Origin of the sequence: Flavobacterium sp. SOK18b, assembly GCF_014156605.1 — a bacterium.
GTDB lineage: Bacteria > Bacteroidota > Bacteroidia > Flavobacteriales > Flavobacteriaceae > Flavobacterium > Flavobacterium tiangeerense.
This window is the reverse complement of sequence record NZ_QKNZ01000008.1, coordinates 14,363-40,578: the sequence shown is the minus strand read 5'-3', so window position 1 is coordinate 40,578 and position 26,216 is coordinate 14,363. Positions and strand designations below refer to the sequence as shown.

The following is a 26,216-nucleotide window of genomic DNA, read 5'->3' as shown; positions in this document are numbered from 1 at the left end:
ACAAAAGTATAAAATATCCTTATGATAACAAGTGTTTTTAGAAAATCTACACCATTAAATTTTTCATTGGTTGTAATTTTTATGCTGGTTTTCTTTTTAGTAGTACAATTCCAAGAAACTTCCTGGATGACATCTTATTTTTTAATGTTTAAAAAAGGGGTATCTTTTTGTTTTATAGTTGCTTCGGTGTTTTTAACTGATTTTATTGCCAAAAGAAATGGCTTGAGTAAAGACAGCACTTTCACTACATTTTTCTTTTTGTTGTTCTTGTTATTTTTCCCAAGTATTTTTGACAATATTAATCTCATTATTGCAAATTTTTTTCTGCTTTTAGCCCTTAGGAGATTAATTTCATTGCATTCTTTAAAAGCATCCAAGGAGAAAATATTTGATGCTTCGTTGTGGATTTTCCTTGCTACTTTATTTCATTTTTGGAGTGTCCTTTTTATAGTATTGGTTTTTATTTCTATCATTTTTCACGTAGCCAGAGACTATAGAAACTGGATTTTACCTTTTATTGCTTTTTTTGTTACTGGAATCATTTTCTTGTTGTTTACAACGGTGTTCCAAATTGATAGTTTGGCTTACATTAAAAACAGTATCAGTGTAAATTTTGCATTAGATTATTTTACAAACAATTATCAAAACGGGGCAATGTCTATTTATGCAACTATTGCTTTGTTTTTTATAATCTCTATGTTTGCTAGTTTGTCCAGTAGACCTCAAATACTTCATACTTCTTATAAAAAAGTAGTAGCTTCTTTCTTTTTAGGCGTTGTTATTTATATAATTTCAGATCATAAAAGTAATGATTTACTTCTTTTTACTTTTGCACCCTTAGCTATCATGGCAACCAGTCATATTGAGATACCACAAGAAAAATTAAAACAAGAAATTGTAGTTTATGTGATGATTGCCTGCAGTATGTTTGCTTTTTTTACACAATTATAATTTAATCCCATAGGCTAAATCGCCTGCATCTCCTAGTCCAGGAACGATATAGCTTTTTTCATTGAGTTTTTCATCGAGTGAGGCAACCCACAAGTGGCAATTATCAGGTAGCTGTTCTTGCAGGTAAGCAATCCCCTCTGGAGCTGCAATAACCACAGCAATATGAATTTCTTTTGGTGTAATATTTTCCATTAATTTATTGAAAACAGCTACCAGTGATTGTCCTGTAGCAAGCATAGGATCTACTAGAATCAAATTTTTTCCGTTGAGGTCAGTAATGGCTTGGTATTGAACCAAAATATCAAATGCTTCATCATTGTTTGGGTGGTGCCGGTAAGCTGATACAAAACCGTTTTCGGCTTGATCAAAGTAATTTAAAAAACCTAAATGTAAAGGCAAACCTGCTCTAAGTACTGAACATAATACGAGTTGATCAGCTATTTGAGTTGTTTTTTTTATTCCCAGAGGTGTCTGAATTTCAATATTGGTATACTCTAAATTTTTACTTAATTCGTATGCCATTATTTCGCCAATACGTTCAATATTTCTTCGGAAACGCATGCTGTCGTTGTGTACAGTAACATTTCGAATTTGCCCTAAAAAGTGATTAAGGACACTGTTTTCCTCTGATAAATAATGAATTTGCATGGTTGTTTTTTTCGAATTAAACTTAGTACTTATTTTTTATGGTATAAAAGTATAAAAAGTATCTTTGTGTTTTAATATATAAAGATATGTTTTCAAAATTAGCCTACTCCGTATTCGAGCAAAGCATCAAGGATTATCACCAGTTTGATAATGTTGATCAACCTATAAACAATCCTTTCCCAAAGGATAAATTTGAACATTTATTGTATCACAAAAACTGGATTGACACCGTTCAATGGCATTTTGAGGATATTATTCGTGATCCAAATATTGATCCAGTTGCTGCCTTAACATTGAAAAGAAGAATTGATGCTTCTAATCAAGAGCGTACGGATATGGTGGAATATATTGACAGTTATTTTCTTCAAAAATACAGTCATGTGTTGGTAAAAGATCATGCAAAAATCAATTCAGAAAGTCCTGCTTGGGCTTTTGACCGTTTGTCTATCTTAGCATTGAAAATTTATCATATGCAAGAAGAAGCTACTCGTGACGAGGCTTCACAAGATCACAGAGATAAATGTCAGGCTAAGTTAAATGTGTTATTAGAGCAAAGAACAGATTTGTCAACTGCAATTGATGATTTACTTACTGATATTGAAAATGGAGATAAATTCATGAAAGTGTACAAACAAATGAAGATGTACAATGATGATGAATTGAATCCTGTTTTATACCAAAACAAGAAGTAAAAAGATATTTTGAACATTAATTAATTGTCAAAAAAAATCCAAAATATAGCCGTCATGAGACTCTCTGCAATGGGAGATGTCGCCATGACGGTTCCTGTTTTACGTGCTTTTGTAAAGCAGTATCCACAAATTAAAATCACGGTTATTTCCCGACCTTTTTTCGAACCTTTTTTTGAAGGAATTCCTAATCTTTCTTTTTTTGCTTTCGATGAAAAAGAGAGACATAAAGGATTTCTTGGATTGTTGCGTTTGTTCAAAGATTTGAAAGCTTTAGAAATTGATGCTTTTGCTGATTTGCACAATGTTTTGCGTTCTAAAATTATCCGAAATCTTTTTGCACTAAGCGGAAAAAAAACAGCTTTGGTGAATAAAGGAAGAGCAGCAAAAAAAGCATTGACCCAACCCGAAAATAAAGTGTTCCAACAATTGCCTACGATGTTTGAAAGACACGTAAAAGTTTTTGAAAAACTTGGTTTTACCGTTGATCTTTCCCAACCTGAGTTTCCTGAAAAAGCAGTTTTGAGTCCTGAAATACTCGAATTAATTGGAAAAAAAAATCAGAAACTGATTGGAATAGCGCCTTTTGCACAGTACGATTCTAAAGTATATCCGTTGGATTTAATGCAAGTTGTAATTGATCAATTAGCATTGGTTACAACCCAAACCATTTTACTTTTTGGCGGAGGAAAAATCGAAATAGAACTCTTAAATTCAATAGCTACTAACAAAGAAAATGTGATTGTAGTTGCTGGAAAAATTAAGTTTCAGGAGGAATTACAACTCATCAGTAACCTAGATGTAATGCTTTCTATGGACTCCGGAAATGCGCATATTGCGGCTATGCTTGGTGTAAAAGTCATTACACTTTGGGGCGCAACGCATCCGTATGCGGGATTCTCACCGTTTAACCAACCTTTAGAGAATGCTTTGGTCTCTGACAGAAATTTGTTTCCTAAATTACCAACTTCGGTTTATGGAAACAAAAAAGTATTGGGTTATGAAAATGCCATGCGTACGATTTTGCCGGAAACTATTGTTTTAAAAATTAATGGTATTTAGGATAACCATTTAGAATTTTAAAGCAAAACACCCATCAAAAATTGCCCTTTTCAGATGAGTTTTCGTTTTAACAAGACTGTTTCCTAAACATGATTTCAATCTTTAGAAGTGCTTTCTAAATTACAATTGTAGTTTTTAAACCCATGGACTTTTTATGTAAGAATAAATTTAACATTAAAATAACAAAAACGCATTATTTTTGCAGTAAGAATAATACTATTTTTGATTTTGAAAAATTCAGTTTGTTTCAATCTGTTTTGATTAGAAGAAAATATTCATTTGATAATCAAACTTTTTAGAAGAATCTTGAATCGTTCCTTTCACAAAATCAGATACCCTTTATGCAAAAAATTGTTGTAACACTTGTAATTTTCTTTTATTTCTGCTTTTCAGCATTTTCTCAAAAAACCAAACTTTCTGGAGTGATAATGGATGGTAATGAAAAAACTCCAATTCACAATTCAGTTGTAGCTTTATTAACTCCGGTAGACTCTGTCCTATTTCAATTTACACGATCCAACAAAGACGGTAAGTTCTTATTACAAAATATAAAGCCAGGAAAGTACATACTGATGACTGCTCACAATCAATATGCGGATTATTTAGAGGATATTACCATTACTGATAAAGACATGGACATGGGTAACATCAACTTAATGAGTAAAATGGAGTTGCTCCGTGAAGTAGTCATTAAAACGGGTTCTATCAAGATTAAAGGAGATACCACTAGTTATAGAGCTAGTGATTTTAAAGTGGATGCCAACGCAAATGTGGAGGAATTACTAAAAAAATTACCAGGAATACAAGTTGATAAAAACGGTACCATCAAAGCGATGGGAGAAACCGTTGAAAAAGTATTGGTAGATGGCGAAGAATTTTTTGGAGATGATCCAGGAATGGCTGTTAAAAATTTACGTGCCGATGCTATTAAAGAGGTACAGGTTTTTAATAAAAAAAGCGATCAAGCGGAGTTCACAGGAATAGACGATGGTGACACAAAAAAAACAATCAATCTGCGATTGAAAGAGGACAAGAAGAAAGGATATTTTGGTAAAGTAGATGGTTCGAACCAACCCTTTACCGATTCAGATTCCAGATACAATAGCAATGTTATGGTGAGTAGTTTTAAAGGAAAAAGAAAGCTCTCTGCGTTTTTATTAAATGGAAATACGGGCCAAGATGGATTGGACTGGCAGGATAGTGACAAATTTGGAGGCGGATCAGGTAATGTAAGTATGAGTATGGATGATGATGGAAACGTAAACTATGAATGGACTGGTGGCGATACAGATCAAGAACCGTATGTAGATACTCAAAATGGATTTATAAAGAATACCAATGCAGGTGTACAATACAGCAACAAATGGGGTGAAAAACACAGTTTGAATTTATCACCAAAATACAACAGACAAAGTTACCAGAACAATAATTCTAGAAGTACACAGACTCAGGTAGGCGACACACAATTGAACGAGAATAGATCAACCGTAAGCCATGTTAACAGAGATAACTTTAAATTAAACGCGGTTTATGATGTAAAAATTGACTCCGTAAATACCTTAAAAATTACTGCAAAAACTAATTTTTATAATACAGAAAGTGATGAGTTTACAACTGGGAATACAACCGGTAGTGACGGCTTGATACGAAACAATCAAGAGCGTTTGTTTACTACAAAATCTGATAAAGTAGCGCTTTCAGCTGGCGCTTTATTCAAGCATAAATTTGCTAAAGCCCGCAGAACATTGTCTGTAAATACCAATTGGAATACTCTGAATACCAATGCTAATAATTTTTTGAAATCGGCGAATGAAAGTTTTGAAGGTGGTGTTTTTGCTTTTAGTAATGAAGTGGACCAAAACAAAATAGGTGAAAAAAACACGCAGAATCTTACAGTAAACACTACGTATACAGAACCTTTAGGAAAAAAATTCGCATTGCAATTATCTTATCAAATTGCAAATAACAGCGGCGATAGCAATTTTATTACCTACGACTTCTCTGATATTACGGGCAAATATGATGTAGTAGTAGAGTCACTTTCGAATCAGTTTGAACAAAATATTACAACCCATAAACCGGTTATAAAATTAAATTATAATGCCAAAAAAATCAATTACAGTTTTGGTAGTGGTTTTGGCTTTACTTCCTTTAATTTACAAGATTTAACTTTGAATAAAGAATACAAACGCAGTTTTACTAATTTTTTCCCATCGGCTAATTTTTCGTATAAATACAAAAGCAACAGCAATTTGCGTGTGACGTATCAAGGAGCTACTAGACAGCCTACAATTGACCAATTACAACCATTGCGTAACAATCAGGATTTCTTTAACCAAATAGTAGGAAATCCAGATTTGAAACAATCGTTTACAAATAGTATAAATGTGTCTAATAATAGTTATGATATTTTGACCGAAACGAATTGGTTTCAAAGTATTTCTTTTAGAACAACTTCAAATTTGATTTCTTTCAATAGAGATATTGATCCTGAAAGTGCAAAGACCATCACCACACCAATCAACACAAACGGAAATTTTTCAGGAAATTTCTATATGGGATATGGTTTTAAGATCAAAAAAATCGATTTGAGTGTCAATCTAAGTCCATCTGCTAATTTCAATAGATCTGTAAATAGTATCAATAACAAAATCAATAATTCGAATACTTTGAATTCGTCATTCTCTATTTATTTGAATAAATCTAAAGAGAAAAAATATGATATTTCTTTGAACAATAGTTTTTCAAATAGCCGAAATGCTACTTCTCAAAACAATGAGGTGAAATCTTTTAATACCAATAATTTAGGATTAGATGTTGCGGTTTACTTTAGAGAAAAATGGAAAATATCTACGGATTATAATTTATATTCTCGTCAAAAAACAGTAGATTTTCAAACCAATCTTACCAACCAATTGTGGAATGCTAGGTTGCAAAGAACATTCAAGAATGATGAATTTACCGCTTATGTGATGGTACGAGATATTTTGAATCAAAACATTGGCATCAATAGATTTGTCTATGAAAATACAATAGGTGAGGAGCGTAATGATAGACTTCGCCGTTATGCTATGATTGGTTTTACATGGAATTTTAAAAACAAAAATGGCCTAGAAAAAAAATAGACAAATCCGTTTGTTAAGTAGAATCATGCGTTGAATAACGTTTTTAAGCATTATAACTAAAATGAAAACATCAAAAAGTATAAAATCCGATCCTATGAAATCAATCCTATTTTATCTCGTAGCTTTTGTTTGCACTACAGGATTATTTGCTCAGCAATTTGTAGATAAGGCTGTAGTTGAATATGAAGTAAGCACCAATCTGAAAAAAACAATGAGCAATGACAGTTGGGATGAGCAAATGAAAGAAAACATGTCTGATTTAAAAATATCCTATTTCACCTATACTTTTGAGGACAATAAAAGTATTTTTAAATTCGACCGTTGGAGTCCCAAAACTAGAATCCCGAAACACGAAAAAGACGCAGATGAAGAGAACAGTTGGTATTTTGATTTTACAGCTCGAAAAATGAACATGCAAAAACAAATTGTAGGAACCAATTTTGTTGTGGTAGATAGTATTCCTAACATTCAGTGGAAGATTACTAATGAACACAGAGAAATTGCTGGCTATAATTGTAGAAAAGCAGTTGGTAAAATAATGGATGATGTATATGTTTTTGCATTTTATACAAATGATATCACCATTTCTGGAGGTCCATGTTCTATAAACGGATTGCCAGGACTTATTTTAGGCCTTTCAATTCCTAGATTATACACCTCGTACATTGCAACTAAGGTAGATTTAAAAATCAATGATAGCTCCGCGATCAAGTCCATTACAGCTAAAAAAACCTATGATTTAGTAGGATTAAAAACCTTGATCGAAGAAAAAACAAAAGATTGGTATACGTATGGGGAAGATAAGGAAGAAAATAAGCGTCAAAAAAACCTGTTTTTGTGGAATGCTTTCTTGTAAATGAGATAACCAGAATTTATAAATAACAAAAATTCCAAATGCCAGCTTTAAAAGTTGGAATTTGGAATTTTTAATAATGGATAGTTACTTCTTAAACATCATCATAATCTACATAAAGAGTCTCAGAGGTAGGATGCGCTTGACAGGTAAGTATTAAACCATCGGCAATTTCTTTATCAGTAAGGATAGAATTCTTAGACATTTCGGCAGTTCCAGAGGTAACACGAGCCAGACAGCTGCTGCAAATTCCGCCTTGGCAAGAGTATGGAGCATCAATTCCTTGTTTTAATGCGGCATCTAGAACGGTTTGTTTTTGTGACATTTCAAAGGTTGTTTCCTCATCATCTACCAAAATGGTAATTTTTGAATGACCTCCTAATGATTTTTCTATCTTATTTTCTTTGGTTGAAGAAGCAAACAATTCAAATTTAATATTTGATTCCTTTACGTTGTGCTCTTTTAAAACTCCAGAAACGGCATTGATCATTTCTTCAGGACCGCACAAATAAAATTTATCAAAATCAAGTTCTTTGTGTTTTGTGTTTAAAACAAAATTCACTGTTGATTTTTCAATTCGGCCAAATAAAGAAGGCTCCACTTGAACTTGACTGTACACATAATGTACAAACAGGCGTCCTACGTATTGCAATTGCAAATCGTGTAACTCTTGGTGAAAAATAGTTTCTTGTGGCGTTTTGTTTCCGTAAACCAATACAAATGAACTATTCGGTTCGTTTTTCAAAACGGTTTTTAAGATCGACATCACAGGAGTAATTCCGCTTCCTGCCGCAAAAGCTGCATAGTTGCGTTGGCGATCAGCCTGAGGTTCAAATGTAAATTTTCCTTCCGGAGTACCTACTTCAAGGACATCGCCCACTTGGAGTTTGGTATTGGCAAATTGCGAGAAAATACCGTTTGAGACTGCTTTTACAGCAATGCGCAATTCGCTGCTATCCGGTGCACTACAAATAGAGTAGGCACGACGAATCTCTTGACCATCAAGGGTTAATTTTAAATTTAAATATTGTCCAGCAACAAAGGCATAGTTTGCTTTTAGTTCTTCTGGTACATTAAAAAGTATAGAAACCGCATCTTGAGTTTCGCGTTTAACTTCTTTTATGATAAGTTTTAAAAAGGATGACATCTGTTTATTTTTTTACAAAGATACTAAAGTCAATAGGTTTCTTAAATTAAAGCCTTTGAAAAATTTATATACCTAGAGATGTTATGTATAAGAATCTTATGTATATTTGTTTTTCTAAATGAGATTGTCAAGAGTCTCGAAATGACCTATAAAATGAAAAACTCACAATTGTACAAAGGAAGTCTGAATACGATTATCATGAAATTGCTGGAAGAAAATGGCAAGATGTACGGCTATGAAATCACTCAGAAAGTAAAAGCTATTACTGCGGGTGAACTCAATATTACCGAAGGCGCTTTGTATCCCGCCTTACACAAGCTTGAGGCTGAGGGAATTCTGGATGTTGAAATTGAAAAAGTTGACAACCGCATGCGAAAGTATTACAAACTAACCGAAGCAGGCGAAAAGGAAACCGTAAACCGACTCTCAGAACTCGAAGATTTCATCAGAAACATGCAGAGTTTAGTGAACCCTAAGCCTAGTTTAGAATTTTAATTTTTTCAAGATGAAATTAACCACAGAACAAATAGCCCAAATAGAAGAAACTTTAGTTTTAAACGGTCTTGTTTATCAAGATGTGAAGCTAGAAATAATTGACCACATAGCATCAGAAATTGAAGAAATAATGAGTCAGGAAGAAATTTCATTTGACAGTGTCTATAAATCAGTTTTTGAGAAATGGAAAAGTGCACTAGAAATTTCATCTAGTAGTAATTGGCTAGGAGCATTTTTTAAAGCACCTCGATTTGTAATTGACAAATTAGTCGCTTATTCTAAACGAGAAGCTTTACATATTTTTTTTTCAGTTCTTGTTTTTGGGTTTCTACTGGCTTTTATAGTTTCAAATACATTTCAAAAAGAAACCTTTAAAGCTATTAGTTTAGCGTTGCAAGGAGCTTATACCATATTGATATTATGTACCAGTATAAGTATGTTCTTGATTTGGAGATCTACAATTAAAACCATGTACGGAAGATTGTTTCTTTTCAGAGGTTGGCTTGTTTTTTTATTTTGCTTACAGTTTAACATCTATAGAGATCCATTGAAGCATTTTGATGCTACTAATTCTTTTTTGCAAAATCTAGTAGGCTGTATATTATTATGTAGTCCATTTGTATACTCTTTCTTTCAATTAATGTTGGCTAGTGAACATTTTAAAATCGTTAAAAAATTGAAATTAGTTTAACCTTTATTTTATGAAACTAACCACCGAACAAATAGAATGTATTAACCAAACCTTAATTTCAAAAGGGGTGAAGTTTGACGATTTGAAACTAGAGGTTTTAGACCATATTGCTACAGAAATTGAAAATGAGATGGAAGTTTCTAATAATGACTTTCCAGTAGTTTACAATCAAGTTTTTGACAATTGGAGTGAGGAGTTCAAATTGACAAGAGATTTTTTTTCATTACAATCAACTTATCCTAAAATAGTTAATAGTAAATTAAAAAATCAGTTTCAAAGGGAAGTTATTATATCAGTAGTAACGGCAATACTATTAATTATTAGTTTTCAGGTAGTCTATAACACACAAGAAAAATTAGAATTTATTCGTCTAATGAAAGATGTAATGATTTACACCTTTTGTACAACAGCAGCTGCAGCACTTTTAATCAAATTTTGGAATTTAAAATCTAAAGCCACTTCTACATACAAGCATTTGTTTGACAGTCGTTTTAACCTTCTGATTTTTTCATTATCATTTATTATTAATCCAAGTATTCCTCATGATCTAACCAATCAAAATTTATTTGTGGCAACAATAGGTTGTTTTTTTGTGTCTTTACTTTCGATCATTTTTTTGGGAATGAAGCACATACAATTTCAAAGAAAATTTTCAATACAATAGAATATGCAACTAACCACCGAACAAATAGCCCAAATAGAAGAAACCTTAATTTTAAATGGCGTTGTTTATGACGATATTAAAATAGAATTGATTGATCATATCGCTTCAGAAATTGAGACCAAAACTATTAATGACTCGAAACCTTATGAGACTATTTTAAAAGAAGTATTTCAAAAATGGAAGTTACAATTAAGGCCAGCTTCTCATAATTTATGGCTTGGTAACGGGTTTTTGGCTCCAAAGATTATTGTAGATAAATTAGCTAATGACAAGAAAAGAGAACTTTTTGCTGGAGCAATTATTGTCAGTTTAGTTACTTTTGCAATTTTATTGCTTAATAATAAATTACAAAGCCCGTTGGCTTTGTCGGGCATTGTGTTTTTTATAAAAATCGTATCCTTAGTGGGTGCATTATTTATGTTAAGCGGGAAATTATTTCTTTTAAAATCTAGAATAAAAAGCACCTATTTATACCGTTTTAACAAAAGTTTTTATTTGATACTGTTTTACGGTGTTCTTATTGGGATTGGTCTTTTTCCTATTTTACCGTCGAACAAAAATTTAGAAATAAAAGCTATTTCGTTGATTGTAACTTTGATTTATTTATTCTTAATTTTTGGGAATTTAAAACTATTTCACAAACATTTTCAATTAGAAAAAAAATTGAAATTGACGTAGTTTTTTACAGAATAGATTTCTCCAAATTTGTCATGCTGAGGAACGAAGCATCTGTACAAAGTTGGATTTAATATTAAAAGCAAACTCAAAAAACAATACCAACTGAATTAATTTTTAGAAGATGAAACTAACCGCCGAACAAATACAATATGTATTCAATTACATCAAATCCTTAGATATCAAATGGTATGAATTGCAAGTAGAATTCACAGATCACATGGTTACTAGTATGGAGGAGATTTGGGAAAAAGATCCTGAACTTACTTTTCAAAAAGTGAAGCAGTATGCTGAAAGTAAGTTTGTAGGGCATTCTAGTTTTAAATCGATTCAAGAGGAAAGAAAATGTATTTTGCAAAAAGAGTGCGGGAAAGTGCAATGGAAAATGATAACTGATTACGTGAAGTTCCCTAAAATTTTTGGAAGTATTCTTTTAGTATATCTTGCATATACTTTTTCAGCTTATTTCGTTAGTCCTCAGAAATATTTAGCGGTACTATTTTGTTCTTTATTGATTATTGGTTTGCCATCACTTTACTATTGGTGGAATAGCAAAGAAATTGATGGTAAAGACTTTTTAACTTTAGAAACCTTAAACCCTCAACTTTTGGTCTTTTCTTTTCCTTCTTTGGGAATAGGAATGAGTAATCAACTGAAAGAAGAATTACTCCAATACCAATGGTTAGTATTACTCTTTTGTTGTTTTTGGGTATTAGGAATTTTGATTTCAGTTACAGCAATCCACCTGCAAAAGAAAACAATCGAGAATATCAAAAAACAATACCAACTGAATTAATTTTTAGAAGATGAAACTAACCACCGAACAAATAGAATACGTCTCTAATTACATCAAATCTTTAGATATCAAATGGTATGAATTGCAAGTAGAATTCACAGATCACATGGTTACTAGTATGGAGGAAATTTGGGAGAACAATCCTGAACTTACTTTTCATCAAGTCAAGCAGTGTGCTGAAAGTAAGTTTGTTGGGCATTCAAGTTTTAAGTCAATTCAAGAAGAACGAAAAGATATTTTACAAAAGGAATACAATAGAAGTCAACGAAAATTGATTGCGGAATTTTTAAAATTCCCCAAAATTATTGGAAGTATACTGTTAGGAATTCTTGCTTACCAAGGTTCTTTTTACTTTGAGAAACCTAGTAAATACCTTCAGGTATTGTTTGCATTGTTATTAGTTTCTGCAATTCCGGGACTGTACCACTTTATTAGGAATTATAAAATTCAAGGTAAACGGTTTTTAGCAGTTAGTTACTATTCTTTAAGTTTAACCAGCATATTGTCATTTCCTCAAATAGGGATTAACTTGTCGAATGGATTTAAAGATGAAATCCAGCAGAATCATCTCTTGATTATACCGCTTATTTGTTTTTGGGTCATTGGACTTTTGTTTTGCGCAACAGGAATCTATCTTGATATTAAACATACAGCAAAAGTTAAAAAACAATACCAACTGAATTAATCTTTAGAAGATGAAATTAACTACTGAACAAATAAACCAACTTTATCTTTTTACCCGTCAGCATTATATAGAATACTATGATTTGCAAACAGAATTAGTAGATCATTTAGCAAACGCTATTGAAACCGAATGGCAGCAAAATCCTAAACTGACTTTTGAGGAAGTCTTGAACAAAGAATTCAAGAAATTTGGGGTTTTTGGATTTATGGATGTTGTTCAGAGTCGCCAAGCTGCTTTGGGCAAAAAATACAATAGTATCGTTTGGGAACATTTTAAAGAATTTTTTGGCATCCATAAAATTGTCTTAACACTTGCAATGACTTTTTTATTATTTATCATTTTAAAAGTCAGTACGTATCAAGAGTGGACTATAATTGGTTTATATCTTTCACTGTTTGGTTTTACACTTTATGAGATAATTAAATCACAGAGGCTAAGAAATAAAAAAAAGAAATCAGAACAAAAAAGATGGTTGTTTGAAGAAATCATCAATCAATACGGCGCTTTCTCAGGTGCCATACTTCTACCGTTCAACATTATTCTACAAATATTCAACCGTATTGATAGTTACGTAACTAATGATTATTTTTTAGTAGCAATATGCTTTGTTTTAGTGTTATTATCTGTTACCCTTTTCATTATTTTCAAAGTAATCCCTTCCAAAACACAAACCTATCTAGAACAAACCTATCCAGAATATAAATACGAAAAATTGTAACATTTTTTAATTTCGATCTACTTACTAACAAACCAAAAAACCAAACTATGATTTCAAAATTCCTTTTTCTTGAATGGAAGTCCTTTACTCGGTCGGCATCTTTTGCCACAAATCTTGCACTAAAAATCGTGATCGGATTTTTTGCCGCTTATTTTATTTTAATTTTCTTGGGAATAGGTGTGGGAGCATTTTATATCCTTAAGAAAATGAAACTAGATCCTGTAGTAGCGGTAAATCAATTCCTATTTTACTATGTAATCATGGATTTAATTATCCGATTGATGCTTCAAAAAATTCCAGTACTCAACATTCGTCCCTTATTGATTTTCCCCATCAATAAATCAACCATTGTCCATTTCTCACTAGGGAAAACTATTTTGTCTTTTTTCAACATTATTCATGCCTTCTTTTTAATTCCTTTTAGTATAGTATTGCTTATAGAAGGATATGATCCTGCATCAGTTGTTTTTTGGTTCTTGGCCGTTTATTCTTTATTCTATTGTAATAATTTCATCAACATATTGTTGAGCAATAAAGATAATTTATTTGCTATATTTTTAGGAACAACAGCCGTTTTAGGAGGATTGCATTACTATGGTATATTTGATATTACAGCATATGTAGCTCCGTTTTTTAATGCGCTTTTCAATACCTATTGGGCATTCTTAATACCAGTGGTGGCACTAGTTGTTTTGTATTATGTTACTTTTCAATATTTCAAAAAGAACTTGTACCTAGACGCAGGTTTGTCCAGCAAACACGATGAGGCTAAAACAGAAGAATTAACTTGGCTGAACCAGTTTGGAGCCATCGGAACTTTCTTGAAAAATGATATCAAGTTAATTAAAAGAAACAAACGTTCTAAAACTACGGTAGGAATGAGTATTATGTTTCTTTTTTACGGTTTGCTTTTCTTTACCAATGGAATTCCAATGTACAACAATCCTACCATGCACATTTTTGCGGGAATTTTTGTTTCAGGTGGATTCTTAATCACTTTCGGTCAATTTGTGCCGAGTTGGGATAGCTCGTATTACCAGCTCATGATGACACAAAATATTCCATACAAAGGCTATTTGAGTTCAAAATGGTGGTTGATGGTAATCGCTACCATTGTTACTACAGTAATTGCTTCGTTCTATCTTTATTTTGGTGTACAAGTTTACTTAACCATTATTGTGGGTGCCATTTATAACATTGGTGTCAACTCACATCTTGTATTATTAGGAGGAGCGTATACAAAAACTCCTATTGATTTAAGTTCAGGAAAAGGCGCTTTTGGTGATAAAAAAGCCTTCAATGTAAAAACTATGCTCATCTCCATACCACAATTAGGATTACCTGTATTATTGTATTGGCTTGGGTCTAAATATGGAAGTCCAACTATAGGTTTAGCGCTAGTAGCAGCCCTAGGCGTAATAGGTTTCGCATTCAAAGAAAAAGCATTTTCATTGATTGAAAAAACATATAAATCAGAGAAATACGCTACCATAGCGGCCTACAAACAAAAAGGATAACTAACAATCACATTAACCAATCAACCGATTAAACTTCAAAAAATGATACAAGTAAACAACCTATCAAAAACATATAACGGAACAACCGTATTAAAAATAGATTCTTTAGAAATAAAAAAAGGCGAAAGCTTTGGCTTAGTAGGAAACAACGGCGCTGGAAAAACCACCTTTTTCAGTTTGCTTTTAGATTTAATCCAGCCCTCAACAGGAAACATCATCAACCATGGCGTACAAGTAAACAGCAGCGAAGCCTGGAAACCTTTTACAGCATCGTTCCTAGACGAAAGCTTCTTGATAGGATACTTAACTCCCGAAGAATATTTTTATTTCATTGGCGATTTACGCGGTCAAAATAAAGCCGATGTTGATGTTTTACTAGCCAAACACGAAGAATTTTTTAACGGCGAAATCCTTAAAAACAAAAAATATTTACGCGATTTATCAAAAGGAAACCAGAAAAAAGTAGGCATCATTGCCACTCTTATTGGCAGTCCCGAAGTAGTGATTCTAGACGAACCGTTTGCGAATTTAGACCCAACAACACAATTCCGATTGAAAAAAATCATCAAAGATCTAGCCGATGATCCTAACGTGACCGTGCTTGTTTCAAGCCATGATTTGCAACATACCGTTGAGGTTAGTGACAGGATTGTAGCCATGCACAAAGGAAACGTGGTCAAAGACATTCAAACATCACCAGAAACCTTACAAGAATTAGAACAGTTTTTTGCCGTATAAATTCAGCACAACAGTTCTAGATAAAAAAAACAACGCTAATTCGCTTAAGAGATGCTCCAAGGTTTGTATCTACTAAATGAATTAGCGTTTTCTTTTGGGCGTAACCCTCAGTCTCGTTCAGTAAAACGAGACCTCGGGTCGGGCTTTTCGCTCTATCTTTATTTTTTTAAAGAAAAAAATAAAGGATGCCGCTGCAATCCCTTACGCACTCGAGTAAAGTTCAAATAAAGCGTCATAATTTTCACGTTATCAAAAAGAAATGTATTTTTACAAGTTCATATACTAAAAGGTGTATTTCATAGTTAATTGATAAAAACGTTTTCCATTGAAAATCAATATATTTAAAACATTATCTGTCGGGTTACTTCTTACTTTTTTTGTAGCTTGTTCTACAAAAAAAGATACCTTCATTTCTAGAAATTCCCATGCCTTAAGTACTGAATACAACATCCTTTACAACGGACAAATAGCATTAGACAAAGGAATAAAAACCGTCAACGACAACAGCGATGATAATTTTTGGAATATTCTACCCATAGAAAAAATGCAAATTTCTGAGGAGTTTTCAGCGTCAAACAAAGCTAAAAACCCTGATTTTGAATTGGCCGAAACCAAAGCGACTAAGGCCATTCAAAAACACTCCATGAACATTAACGGCCGAGAAAAAAACATGCAAATAGATGAGGCGTACCTCATGCTAGGTAAAGCGAGATACTATGATCAACGGTTTATACCAGCTCTTGATGCATTCAATTACATTCTTTACAAATATCCTAACAGTAGTAAAATTTACGAAGCTAAGATTTGGCGTGAAAAAACCAATATGCGTTTGGGCAATGACCCGCTCGTTATCAAGAATATTAGTAAGTTATTAGAAGACCATGAAGTAAAAAAACAAGTTTTTGCCGATGCAAATGCGCTTTTGGCTTCTTCTTTTTTAAACTTAGAACAAAAAGACAGTGCTGTGGCCAAATTAAAATTAGCCATAGATTTTACAAAAATAAACCAAGAAAGAGCAAGATATCGTTTTGTATTAGCGCAGTTGTATCAAGAGTTAGGACATAAAGATAGTGCTGTAACCGTATACCAGGATGTGATAGACATGAACAGAAAAGCGGAGCGCAAATTTGTCATTCAAGCACAAGCAAAAAAAGCAACGCTTTTTGATTATCAAAAAGGAGATGTGGCATTGTTCACTAAAACCTTTGACAAATTAATAAATGACCGAGAAAACCGCCCATTTAAAGATTTGATTTTTCATCAAATGGCTTTATTTCATGACAAGCAAAACAACCAAGAACAAGCAGTTGAGTTGTATAATGAATCCTTAAAATCAAATTCTAAAGATCCTTACCTAGTAGCTTCAAACTATAGAAATCTGGGGAATATGTATTTTAGAAATACAAAATATCCTATTGCAGCTAAGTATTATGATAGTACATTGGTAAAACTTAATGATAAGACTAGAGAGTTTGCAAAAATCAAGAAAATTAGAATGGATCTTGATGAGGTTATTTTATATGAAACCATTGCCAATAGAAATGACAGTATCCTGCGGGTTTTAGCCATGAGTACACCAGATAGAATTGCGTATTATGAAAAACACATTGCTGTACTCAAAGAAAAAGAAGAACAAAAACGAATACTAGAAGAAAAAAACAAACGCATTGCTGAAAATTTAGCTGCAAATTCATCGATTAATTCACCAGATCCAGCTATAAATTTAAGTCCGCTACCCCCAGCAGGAAAAAACGCTATGCTTCCGCCATCAGGGAACGCACCTATTTCACAACAAGCACTCAGCACCTTTTATTTTTACAATCCCACCACAGTAGCTTTTGGAAAAGTAGAATTTAAGAAAAATTGGGGAGATAGAGAAGCAATAGGCAATTGGAGAATGCTAAAAGCTATATCAAATGCAAGTTCAGCAAACGGTGATACTAATTCGCCACTTACAAGCGCAGAAGGATTATCATCAACAGCTCTTGCAGAGCAATTCACTACTGATTTTTACATCAAGAAATTACCTACTGAACAAGCCGACTTGGATAAGTTAAATAAAGACCGAAATGAGGCATACTATCAATTAGGAATAATCTACAAAGAAAAATTCAAAGAAAATCAATTGGCAATAGCCAAGTTAGAGCAATTACTTTTAAATAATCCTGAGGAAAAACTAGTATTGCCTACTTTGTATAATTTGTATAAATTATACCAAATTACTGATGTGAGTAAAGCAACAGCTATAAAACAAAAAATAGAGACTCAATTCCCTAATTCACGCTATACTCAAATTATAAGCAATACCAGCTCAAGTTCAGTAGCTGTAGAAGAAACTCCAGAAACAACGTATAACAAATGGTATAGAATTTTCCAAAGTGAAGAGTACGTAACAGTATTAGAAAACATAGACCCATTAATTACACAATTTTCAGGTGATGCTATAGTGTCAAAATTTGAATTGCTTAAGGCCAATACCATAGGTAAACTAAGAGGAATAACGGCTTTTAAAAATGCGTTGCAAGATGTTGCTGATAATTATCCAAATAGCGAAGAAGGTAAGAGTGCCGTGCTTACTTTAAAAGAGCAAATTCCATTTTTAGAAAAAATAGATTTCAAGACAACAGAAAGCGGTAAGTGGAAAGTATTGTACACCATAGGGAAAAAAGATGCCGAAGCCACTAAACTCTTAACAGTTAAATTAACCAAATTTATAAAAGATAACGATTTAACTGAATTGTCTTTGTCATTTGATGTGTATAATGAAAAAGAAAATTTCATCACAATCCACGGATTTAATTCTAGTGCATTTGCAACGAACATCACAACAAAAATACTAGCATTAAAACCTACTGGAAATGTGCCAAATGCCATTGTGATTAGCAATGATAATTATAAAGTAATCCAAATTAAAAAAAATCTTGAGGCTTATCTAGGTCTAAAAAAATAAACTATGTTTGATAAAAAGCAAAAACCATACACTGATCTTTTAGGTAAAACAAATAGAATTGTAGAAGCTACAACAATCACTGGAGACATATCCTCTAAGGCTGATTTTAGACTGGATGGAAATTTAATTGGAAATTTTCATTCAGAGGGTAAAATTGTTATTGGCCCGCTGGGTAGCGTTAAAGGAGACATAATTTGTAAAAGTGCTGATATAGAAGGAAAATTTGAAGGTAAAATTCAAGTAACGGAACTTTTAAACATTAAAGCAACTGCACGTATTAACGGTGAAGTTCTTGTGGGGAAACTTTCTGTAGAACCCGGAGCTGATTTTACGGCTACTTGTACCATGAAAATGATGAATACAAGTCAAACACCAAATGACAGTGAAAAAGGAACCAAAAAATAGTACGGTTAATAAGTGGCTTGTATTTATGGGAATACCCTTCCAAATGGGAATTGTCATTTTTTTATTCACTTATTTAGGAATATGGCTGGACGGAAAATATACTCATGGAACAACCCCTTGGTTTACCATTGGGCTATCTTTATTTTCTGTTTTTGTTGGGCTATATAATGTCATACGTCAGGTGAACAACATTAATAAAAATAATAAATGAGCAAATTAATTACGTTTTTAAAATATTGTATACCCTTTACCTTACTATTGTATTTTGCACAGCAATATGCAACAACGGCTTTAGGATCTCAACACGATTTTTTTTACACAACTTGGAGTATTTATTTATTTCAATTTATATCATCATTACTCCTATATATAATACTGCTTTTTGTTCATTCAAAATTACCAGAATATACGGGGTTTGCTTTTATGGGGATTACTTTTTTTAAAATGATGGCTTCGGTTGTTTTTTTAATTCCTTTGATACAAGCAAAGGGGAGAGAAACTAATTTAGATATCGCTGCATTCTTTATCCCGTATTTCCTATTTTTGTTTTTTGAAACTGTATTTTCAATACGATTGATAAATAAAAGATAAGTTACTTGAAAATAATGCAATGCGATTGTAAAATTCATTTTTTAAAATCATCATTATAATTTTCAATTTTCAATTAAATATGTACCTTTGCAAAAAATTTTAAAAACGTTAAATCAGATACTCAATTAATAATGGTAATTTCAAAAAAATCACTTCAATTCCTGTTAGTAACTTTTCTAGCGTGTATGCCATTGGTTACTTTCGCAAATGAAAGCGCGGATAGTCTTCAAAACCATACTGAAAGTGCAGCTACAATTGCAGCGCCACATGGAGAATCGGGTCATTCTGAGAAAAAAAAGTTTGATGCTACAGAACTTATTAATGATCACATTGGAGATTCTCATGAATTTCATATTGCTGATTGGAATGGTCATCCTATAACATTTTACTTGCCTGTAATTTTATGGACTAATTCTGGTTTAGAAATTTTTTCATCAGAGCAGTTTCACCATGATAATGAAGCTCACCATGCAATTGATGTAAACGGTCAAAAATTAGTTCGTTACAATGAAGTAATTTATTACGCAGATAAATTTGAAACTCTTACTGCAGACCAGAAAAAAAATGGTGCTTTTGAATTTGATGCAAGACCACTTGATTTTTCAATAACTAAGAATGTTTTTTCAATGTTCATGTCGGCTATAGTTTTGTTTATTTTATTTTTATTGGTTGCACGTTCTTACAATAAAAACCAAATGGCACCAAAAGGTATTGCTGGTTTCTTAGAGCCACTTGTAACTTTTGTTAGAGACGAAATCGCAATTCCTAATATTGGAACAAAAAAATACGCGAAGTTCATGCCTTATTTATTGACCGTGTTCTTTTTTATCTGGATCAATAACTTAATTGGTTTAATTCCGTTTTTTCCATTCAGTTCTAACTTAACGGGTAATATCTATTTTACTTTTGTATTAGCATTTATTACGTTTATAGTAACAACATTAAGTGGTAATAAAGATTATTGGGGACACATATTAACGCCACCAGTACCTAAAGCATTGTACCCTATTATGATTCCTGTAGAAATCATTGGGATGCTTACAAAACCATTTGCTTTAATGATTCGTTTATTTGCAAACATTACAGCAGGTCACATCATTATCTTGAGTTTAATTTCATTAATTTATATTTTTGAAACTGCGTGGGTATCGCCAATTTCTGGAGCTTTTGTTTTGTTTATGAGCGTTCTAGAAATGTTAGTTGCTGCTTTGCAAGCGTATGTATTTACCTTGTTATCAGCATTGTTTATTGGTCAGGCTGTTGCTGAACATGACCATCATTAATTTGAGTTTTATTAATTATTAACTATATAAATTTACTATTATGGTATTAGCTGGAATTGGAGCTGGATTAGCAGTAATCGGAGCAGGTCTAGGAATTGGAAAAATTGGTGGTTCTGCAATGGATGCTATCGCTCGTCAGCCAGAAGCTGCTGGAAAAATCCAAACTGCTATGATTATCGCTGCTGCACTTATTGAGGGTGTTGCACTTTTCGCAGTAGTAGTTGCGTTAATCGCAAAATAATTGAAATCTAAAATTTCCTGTAGCGGTTGGCTACAGGAAGTTTTTTTATTGAAAAATAATTTTATTAAATATATAAGAATATGGAATTAACTTCACCAGAAAGTTTAATATTTTGGACCACAATTATTTTTGTAGTTTTCTTTTTGCTTCTCAAAAAATTTGCTTGGGGTCCTATTTTAGGAGCTGTAAAAAGTCGTGAGGAATCTATCAACAATGCATTAGCATCTGCTGAGTCTGCTCGTCTTGAAATGAGAAATCTTACTGCTAGTAATGAGCGTATTTTACAAGAAGCGCGTTTAGAGCGTGATGCTATGTTAAAAGAAGCACGTGAAATGAGAGAGAAAATGATTGCTGATTCTAAAGCTGATGCGCTAGCAGAAGGTGCTAGAATGATTGAGCAAGCAAAAGTTGCTATTGCAGCAGAAAAAAATGCAGCAATGGCTGAATTGAAATCTCATGTTTCTACATTATCTTTGGACATTGCAGAGAAATTATTAAAAAGCGAATTATCTAACAAAGAGGCTCAAACTAAACTAGTTGAGAACATGTTAGGAGACGTAAAATTAAACTAACATTATGTCAGGAACTAGAGCAGCAATTCGTTATGCGAAAGCAATTTTAGAAATCGCACAGTCAAAAGGTGTGGCTGATGCTGTCAATGCTGATATGAAAACTATTGCATTGACTGTTACAGAAAATCTAGAATTGAAAAACTTTATTGAAAATCCAACTTTAAAAGTTGATCAAAAACAAAGTGCTTTACTAGAGGTTTTTGCTGATGCAAATTCTGTGACTAAAAGTTTATTTCATTTGTTATTTGAAAACAAAAGATTTGAAATTCTAGGTGCTATTGCATTAGAATACAATGGTTTGTTTGACACAATGAACGGAGTTGAAGTAGCAACTGTTACTACTGCTGTTCCTATGGATGAAGCTTTAGAGGCCAAAGTTTTAGCTAAAATAGCTACTTTGTTTGATAAGAAAATTACAATTATCAATACGGTAGATCCTGCTATTATAGGAGGTTTTATTATTAGAATAGGTGACAAGCAGTACAATGCTTCTGTTGCAAACAGATTACAAGTTTTAAAAAGAGAATTAAGTAACTAATTTTTATTACACATTAAGTGTCTAAATTATAAATTAAGATGGCGGAAATTAAACCTGCTGAAATTTCAGCAATATTAAGAAAGCAAGTAGAAGGTTTTGAATCTGGTGCTACACTAGAGGAAGTAGGAACTGTACTTCAAGTTGGAGACGGTATTGCTCGTATTTACGGGCTTTCAAATGTGCAATATGGTGAGTTAGTTGAATTTGAAAACGGACTTGAAGCTATTGTATTGAACCTTGAAGAAGACAATGTGGGTGTGGTACTTTTAGGACCATCTACAGGAATCAAAGAAGGATCTACTGCAAAAAGAACACAACGTATTGCTTCTCTTAAAGTAGGAGAACAAATGGTAGGTCGTGTTGTTAATACACTAGGTTTTCCTATTGATGGAAAAGGACCAATAGGTGGAGATTTATACGAGATGCCATTAGAAAGAAAAGCTCCTGGAGTTATCTTCCGTCAGCCAGTTACTGAGCCATTACAAACAGGTATCAAAGCAGTAGATGCAATGATCCCAGTAGGTCGTGGACAACGTGAGCTAGTTATTGGTGACCGTCAAACAGGTAAATCAACTGTTTGTATTGACACCATCTTAAATCAGAAAGAATTTTACGATGCTGGGAAACCGGTATTTTGTATCTACGTAGCTATTGGACAAAAAGCTTCTACTGTAGCAGGAATTGCTAAGATGTTAGAAGAAAAAGGTGCTATGGCGTATACTGTGATTGTTGCAGCTAATGCATCTGATCCAGCTCCAATGCAAGTTTATGCTCCATTTGCAGGTGCTGCTATTGGAGAATATTTTAGAGATTCAGGTCGTCCAGCTTTAATTGTTTATGATGATTTGTCTAAACAAGCTGTTGCTTACCGTGAGGTTTCTCTATTATTAAGAAGACCACCGGGACGTGAGGCGTATCCTGGAGACGTTTTTTACTTACACAGTCGTTTATTAGAGCGTGCTTGTAAAGTAATTGCTGATGACGGAATTGCTAAAAACATGAATGATTTGCCAGATTCTTTGAAATCAATTGTAAAAGGGGGTGGTTCATTGACTGCTTTACCAATTATTGAGACTCAAGCTGGTGACGTTTCTGCATACATCCCAACAAACGTAATTTCGATTACAGATGGTCAAATTTTCTTAGATGGAGATTTGTTTAATTCAGGGGTTCGTCCAGCGATTAACGTAGGTATTTCGGTATCTCGTGTTGGAGGAAATGCACAAATTAAATCAATGAAAAAAGTAGCTGGTACTTTAAAACTAGATCAAGCTCAATTCCGTGAATTGGAAGCGTTTGCTAAATTTGGTTCTGATCTTGATGCTGTTACTTTAAACGTAATTGAAAAAGGAAAAAGAAACGTTGAAATCTTAAAACAAGGTTTGAATGATCCTTATACTGTTGAAGATCAAGTTGCTATTATTTATGCAGGATCAAAAAACTTGTTGAAAAACGTACCTGTTTCTAAAGTTAGAGAATTTGAGAAAGATTTCTTAGAATTCTTAAACGCTAAACACAGAGGAACTCTTGATGCGTTAAAAGCAGGAAAATTGACTGACGAAATTACAGATGTAATTGAAACTGTTGCAAAAGAATTATCAGCAAAATATAACTAATTTAGTGAAAAGTGAAAAGTGAATAGTATAACTGTTCACTTTTTACGATTCACATTTCACTATACACAAAATGGCAAATTTAAAGGAAATCCGTAATAGAATTACTTCCGTTTCATCTACGATGCAAATAACATCGGCAATGAAAATGGTTTCTGCAGCAAAGCTAAAGAAAGCACAAGATGCAATCACAGCTATGCGCCCTTATGCCGAAAAATTGACAGAACTGCTACAAAATCTTTCTGCTACATTAGAAGGTGATGCTGGTGGTGAATATACCACACAACGCGACATTAAAAAGGTATTATTAGTTGTAGTAACTTCAAATAGAGGTTTAGCTGGAGCTTTTAACACCAATGCTATAAAAGAAGCTAAAAGTCGTTCTGAATTTTATGCAGGAAAACAAGTTGATGTTTTTGCAATAGGTAAAAAAGGAAATGACGTTTTAAGCAAAACTTTGCCTGTAGTTGCAAATTATAGTACTGTTTTTGATGATCTTACTTTTGATAATGTTGCAAAGATTGCTGATGAGTTGATGGCTAAATTTGTTGCTGGTGAGTATGATAAAATTGAGTTGATCTACAACCAATTTAAAAATGCTGCTACACAAATTGTCCAAACTGAACAGTTCTTGCCTTTAGCAGCTCTGAAAACAGATGTTGTTGTTGCTCCAGGTGATTATATTTTTGAGCCTTCAAAAGAAGAAATTGTTTTGACCTTGATTCCAAAATCATTAAAAACACAATTGTATAAAGGCATCCGTGATTCTTTTGCTTCTGAGCATGGAGCACGTATGACAGCAATGCACAAAGCAACTGATAATGCAACGGAATTGAGAAATCAATTGAAATTGACTTATAATAAAGCACGTCAAGCTGCAATTACCAATGAAATCTTGGAGATTGTAGGTGGAGCAGAAGCTTTAAAAGGATAGTAATTATTTACACACAAATAGAAAAAGAGCCAACATAACGTTGGCTCTTTTTTTTGTGGTTAGCTCTTCTTTTTGAATGTTTTAAATGGTTTTTCTGTACTTGTGATGACTAGGGACGTTCCCATAATGGAGTCAATTTGTTTTTTATCTATAGTCTCTAACCAAGAATATTTTACTGTTTTTATATTTTGCCAGGGATTTGTATTTACTGTTTTTTCTATTTCAGGTAAAGCAGTTTTACCTTTTTTTTGGGCGTAAGATGTTGTAGTGAATACGGAGAAGCATATCGAAAAGAAGATGTATTTTTTCATTTTTTTTGTACTGAAATAGCTATAATTATATTTCAAATAGTATGCCAATTCGTTAATTAGCTTAAAGTTTCTGTAATAAAATTCACGACTAGTTTTAAGTATAGTATGATTATTTTCAGTAGTAGTGTGATCATTTTATGTGTAGTATTTTTTTACGATTTTATTAGGATTCTTTAGATGTGAAAAAGGAAATATTTCTATATGAATTTTAATGTATAAGATTAATTTAACTTCAAAGTCTATAGGGTCATATAGGATAGATCTAAAATGAAGTTTATGGATTCAGCTCCTTTTTTGAGTCTGATCGCATCTTTTTGTATGTTTCATAGCTGGCTAGTGCCACTGAAAAAAAGAGGATTAAAAATATGTGTTCTAAGTCCAATACTTTGTAGATGTCGTTGTTTTTTTCATCTTTAAAAAAATTTCGGATAAGTAAAATGAACACAATTAGAAGTATGTTTTGCAACGTTTGAGTAATAAAGTATTTCATTAGATGAGGCTTTTAAACTTCAGTATACTAGTAGTAACTGAAAAGATAGACTTTTCAGATAAATTTTGTAGGTTTTAGGTACTTGAAGTCAGAACTTATTTTTATTGATTTAGTTTTGTCATATCGTTGACTCTCATTTTAAAATATATTTTTATAAACACTAAAGCGATAAACAATCTATAGCCTCTGTATACCCAAATATTAACTGGGAAAGAGAATAATCCGTAGGTGTCTCTGATCTCAATTAAGGAATAAATTAAGTTTATGGTAAAGAAAATTCCAAAGAATAAATAAAAGTTTTTGGGTAGTTTCATTTGTTAGGTATCGTATGGTATTGTTCCCATTAGTCCAGCCATAAAATTAGCCCAATCAGAAATTATCTCAACTGATGCAGCAATAAGCACAAAAAGTGCAGTGAAAATAGTTTCTTTTATAGTTTTTACTTTTGCACTATTTAATTGATCTAAAAATGGTTGTAAATTCATTTTTTCATTTTTTTAAAATCCTTTTTTTAAAAAAGTTTCTCGAGAACTTTTATGCTCATTTTTTAATGGAGATCGTAGCTTTATAAACTCCATGCTCTGTATTTTTTTTAAGGGTTACCTACCAGCTGAATTATTCCCTTTTTTTGATAAAGCTTATATTTTTGACTATCGTTTTATTTTTTAATGCTTTTCATTTCTGAGGTCAAAACTAGGATTGTTGTTGAGGATGTGCAAATACTTGTTATCGGAATTCCGTGAATTCCGATAAGTTATATTTTTAAAATAATGAAAATCAACACAATACAATTAACCTAGAAATGTAGTTTTTTACAGCATTTTAATTTATATA

General features: G+C 32.6%; 28 protein-coding genes. 23 read left to right on the top strand and 5 right to left on the bottom strand.

The annotated features are described in order from the left end of the window. The first annotated feature begins 21 nt into the window (after positions 1-21). Positions 22-951: a DUF6427 family protein gene (locus DNC80_RS01990; RefSeq protein WP_182648773.1), complete on the top strand. Its 930-nt coding sequence runs from the start codon at positions 22-24 to the stop codon at positions 949-951. On the opposite strand, the gene upp is transcribed toward DNC80_RS01990, so the two are convergent. Further along, positions 946-1,599: a uracil phosphoribosyltransferase gene (gene upp, locus DNC80_RS01985; RefSeq protein WP_182648772.1), complete on the bottom strand. Its 654-nt coding sequence runs from the start codon at positions 1,597-1,599 to the stop codon at positions 946-948. The genes DNC80_RS01990 and upp overlap by 6 nt on opposite strands. Before the next feature lie 86 nt (positions 1,600-1,685). On the opposite strand from upp, the gene DNC80_RS01980 reads away from it, so the two are divergent. From DNC80_RS01980 to DNC80_RS01965, 4 genes are all read left to right on the top strand, one after another. Beyond that, a complete protein-coding gene (locus DNC80_RS01980; protein WP_182648771.1) occupies positions 1,686-2,291 on the top strand; it encodes a DUF4254 domain-containing protein in 606 nt (201 codons plus the stop codon). Between the two features lie 54 nt (positions 2,292-2,345). Then, positions 2,346-3,350 (top strand): glycosyltransferase family 9 protein, encoded by a 1,005-nt coding sequence (locus DNC80_RS01975; protein WP_182648769.1) that lies wholly within the window; start codon positions 2,346-2,348, stop codon positions 3,348-3,350. A gap of 341 nt (positions 3,351-3,691) precedes the next feature. Beyond that, entirely contained in the window at positions 3,692-6,475 is a 2,784-nt protein-coding gene (locus DNC80_RS01970; protein ID WP_182648767.1) for an outer membrane beta-barrel protein, read from the top strand. A 94-nt stretch (positions 6,476-6,569) separates the two neighbouring features. After that, the gene (locus DNC80_RS01965) at positions 6,570-7,331 is read left to right on the top strand and encodes a GLPGLI family protein (RefSeq protein ID WP_182648765.1); all 762 of its coding nucleotides are present in this window, start codon (positions 6,570-6,572) and stop codon (positions 7,329-7,331) included. 91 nt (positions 7,332-7,422) lie between these two features. Here DNC80_RS01965 and DNC80_RS01960 read toward each other — a convergent pair whose 3' ends face one another. Next, entirely contained in the window at positions 7,423-8,475 is a 1,053-nt protein-coding gene (locus tag DNC80_RS01960) for a ferredoxin--NADP reductase (RefSeq protein WP_182648763.1), read from the bottom strand. A gap of 153 nt (positions 8,476-8,628) precedes the next feature. Here DNC80_RS01960 and DNC80_RS01955 point away from each other — a divergent pair, with 153 nt between their 5' ends. The 12 genes from DNC80_RS01955 (at position 8,629) to DNC80_RS01900 (ending at position 19,020) form a co-directional block, all read left to right on the top strand. Further along, positions 8,629-8,970 (top strand): PadR family transcriptional regulator, encoded by a 342-nt coding sequence (locus DNC80_RS01955; RefSeq protein WP_086453071.1) that lies wholly within the window; start codon positions 8,629-8,631, stop codon positions 8,968-8,970. A 10-nt stretch (positions 8,971-8,980) separates the two neighbouring features. Then, entirely contained in the window at positions 8,981-9,661 is a 681-nt protein-coding gene (locus tag DNC80_RS01950; RefSeq protein ID WP_182648761.1) for a hypothetical protein, read from the top strand. Between the two features lie 10 nt (positions 9,662-9,671). Next, positions 9,672-10,325 (top strand): hypothetical protein, encoded by a 654-nt coding sequence (locus DNC80_RS01945; protein WP_182648759.1) that lies wholly within the window; start codon positions 9,672-9,674, stop codon positions 10,323-10,325. 3 nt (positions 10,326-10,328) lie between these two features. Continuing rightward, on the top strand, positions 10,329-11,003 hold the full coding sequence (locus DNC80_RS01940) for a hypothetical protein (protein WP_182648757.1): 675 nt from the start codon (positions 10,329-10,331) through the stop codon (positions 11,001-11,003). 121 nt (positions 11,004-11,124) lie between these two features. After that, complete coding sequence (locus DNC80_RS01935) at positions 11,125-11,796, top strand: hypothetical protein (protein ID WP_182648755.1); 672 nt, start codon at positions 11,125-11,127, stop codon at positions 11,794-11,796. 10 nt (positions 11,797-11,806) lie between these two features. Beyond that, positions 11,807-12,481 carry a hypothetical protein gene (locus DNC80_RS01930; RefSeq protein WP_182648753.1) on the top strand — a complete coding sequence of 225 codons (675 nt, stop codon included), beginning with the start codon at positions 11,807-11,809 and terminating at the stop codon, positions 12,479-12,481. A gap of 10 nt (positions 12,482-12,491) precedes the next feature. Further along, a complete protein-coding gene (locus DNC80_RS01925) occupies positions 12,492-13,199 on the top strand; it encodes a hypothetical protein (RefSeq protein ID WP_182648751.1) in 708 nt (235 codons plus the stop codon). Between the two features lie 47 nt (positions 13,200-13,246). Next, positions 13,247-14,716, top strand: coding sequence for a DUF5687 family protein (locus tag DNC80_RS01920; RefSeq protein ID WP_182648749.1), 1,470 nt, complete (start codon positions 13,247-13,249; stop codon positions 14,714-14,716). Between the two features lie 42 nt (positions 14,717-14,758). Further along, positions 14,759-15,454 carry an ABC transporter ATP-binding protein gene (locus DNC80_RS01915; RefSeq protein ID WP_144889971.1) on the top strand — a complete coding sequence of 232 codons (696 nt, stop codon included), beginning with the start codon at positions 14,759-14,761 and terminating at the stop codon, positions 15,452-15,454. 325 nt (positions 15,455-15,779) lie between these two features. Beyond that, complete coding sequence (locus DNC80_RS01910) at positions 15,780-18,404, top strand: tetratricopeptide repeat protein (RefSeq protein ID WP_182648747.1); 2,625 nt, start codon at positions 15,780-15,782, stop codon at positions 18,402-18,404. Positions 18,405-18,407: 3 nt separating this feature from the next. Beyond that, positions 18,408-18,809: a polymer-forming cytoskeletal protein gene (locus tag DNC80_RS01905; RefSeq protein WP_144889975.1), complete on the top strand. Its 402-nt coding sequence runs from the start codon at positions 18,408-18,410 to the stop codon at positions 18,807-18,809. Further along, complete coding sequence (locus tag DNC80_RS01900; RefSeq protein WP_182648745.1) at positions 18,781-19,020, top strand: AtpZ/AtpI family protein; 240 nt, start codon at positions 18,781-18,783, stop codon at positions 19,018-19,020. Before DNC80_RS01905 ends, DNC80_RS01900 begins: the two co-directional genes overlap by 29 nt. Before the next feature lie 175 nt (positions 19,021-19,195). Here DNC80_RS01900 and DNC80_RS01895 read toward each other — a convergent pair whose 3' ends face one another. Further along, positions 19,196-19,438: a hypothetical protein gene (locus DNC80_RS01895; protein ID WP_182648743.1), complete on the bottom strand. Its 243-nt coding sequence runs from the start codon at positions 19,436-19,438 to the stop codon at positions 19,196-19,198. 93 nt (positions 19,439-19,531) lie between these two features. Between DNC80_RS01895 and atpB the strand changes: the two genes are divergently transcribed. The 6 genes from atpB (at position 19,532) to atpG (ending at position 24,581) form a co-directional block, all read left to right on the top strand. Beyond that, the gene (gene atpB / locus DNC80_RS01890) at positions 19,532-20,683 is read left to right on the top strand and encodes a F0F1 ATP synthase subunit A (RefSeq protein ID WP_220485191.1); all 1,152 of its coding nucleotides are present in this window, start codon (positions 19,532-19,534) and stop codon (positions 20,681-20,683) included. A 40-nt stretch (positions 20,684-20,723) separates the two neighbouring features. Next, positions 20,724-20,924 carry an ATP synthase F0 subunit C gene (atpE, locus tag DNC80_RS01885; RefSeq protein WP_031453874.1) on the top strand — a complete coding sequence of 67 codons (201 nt, stop codon included), beginning with the start codon at positions 20,724-20,726 and terminating at the stop codon, positions 20,922-20,924. Positions 20,925-21,004: 80 nt separating this feature from the next. Further along, positions 21,005-21,496, top strand: coding sequence for a F0F1 ATP synthase subunit B (locus DNC80_RS01880; protein WP_182648741.1), 492 nt, complete (start codon positions 21,005-21,007; stop codon positions 21,494-21,496). A 4-nt stretch (positions 21,497-21,500) separates the two neighbouring features. Next, entirely contained in the window at positions 21,501-22,034 is a 534-nt protein-coding gene (gene atpH, locus DNC80_RS01875; RefSeq protein ID WP_182648739.1) for an ATP synthase F1 subunit delta, read from the top strand. A gap of 38 nt (positions 22,035-22,072) precedes the next feature. Then, positions 22,073-23,650, top strand: a complete 1,578-nt coding sequence (gene atpA / locus DNC80_RS01870) for a F0F1 ATP synthase subunit alpha (protein ID WP_144889987.1) — start codon at positions 22,073-22,075, stop codon at positions 23,648-23,650. Between the two features lie 70 nt (positions 23,651-23,720). Continuing rightward, positions 23,721-24,581, top strand: coding sequence for an ATP synthase F1 subunit gamma (gene atpG, locus DNC80_RS01865; RefSeq protein WP_182648737.1), 861 nt, complete (start codon positions 23,721-23,723; stop codon positions 24,579-24,581). A gap of 59 nt (positions 24,582-24,640) precedes the next feature. Here the strand turns inward: atpG and DNC80_RS01860 are convergent, their stop codons facing one another. Both DNC80_RS01860 and DNC80_RS01855 read right to left on the bottom strand, forming a co-directional pair. Then, positions 24,641-24,892 (bottom strand): hypothetical protein, encoded by a 252-nt coding sequence (locus DNC80_RS01860; protein WP_182648735.1) that lies wholly within the window; start codon positions 24,890-24,892, stop codon positions 24,641-24,643. An 807-nt stretch (positions 24,893-25,699) separates the two neighbouring features. Then, positions 25,700-25,867, bottom strand: coding sequence for a hypothetical protein (locus DNC80_RS01855; protein ID WP_182648733.1), 168 nt, complete (start codon positions 25,865-25,867; stop codon positions 25,700-25,702). Positions 25,868-26,216: the final 349 nt, after the last annotated feature.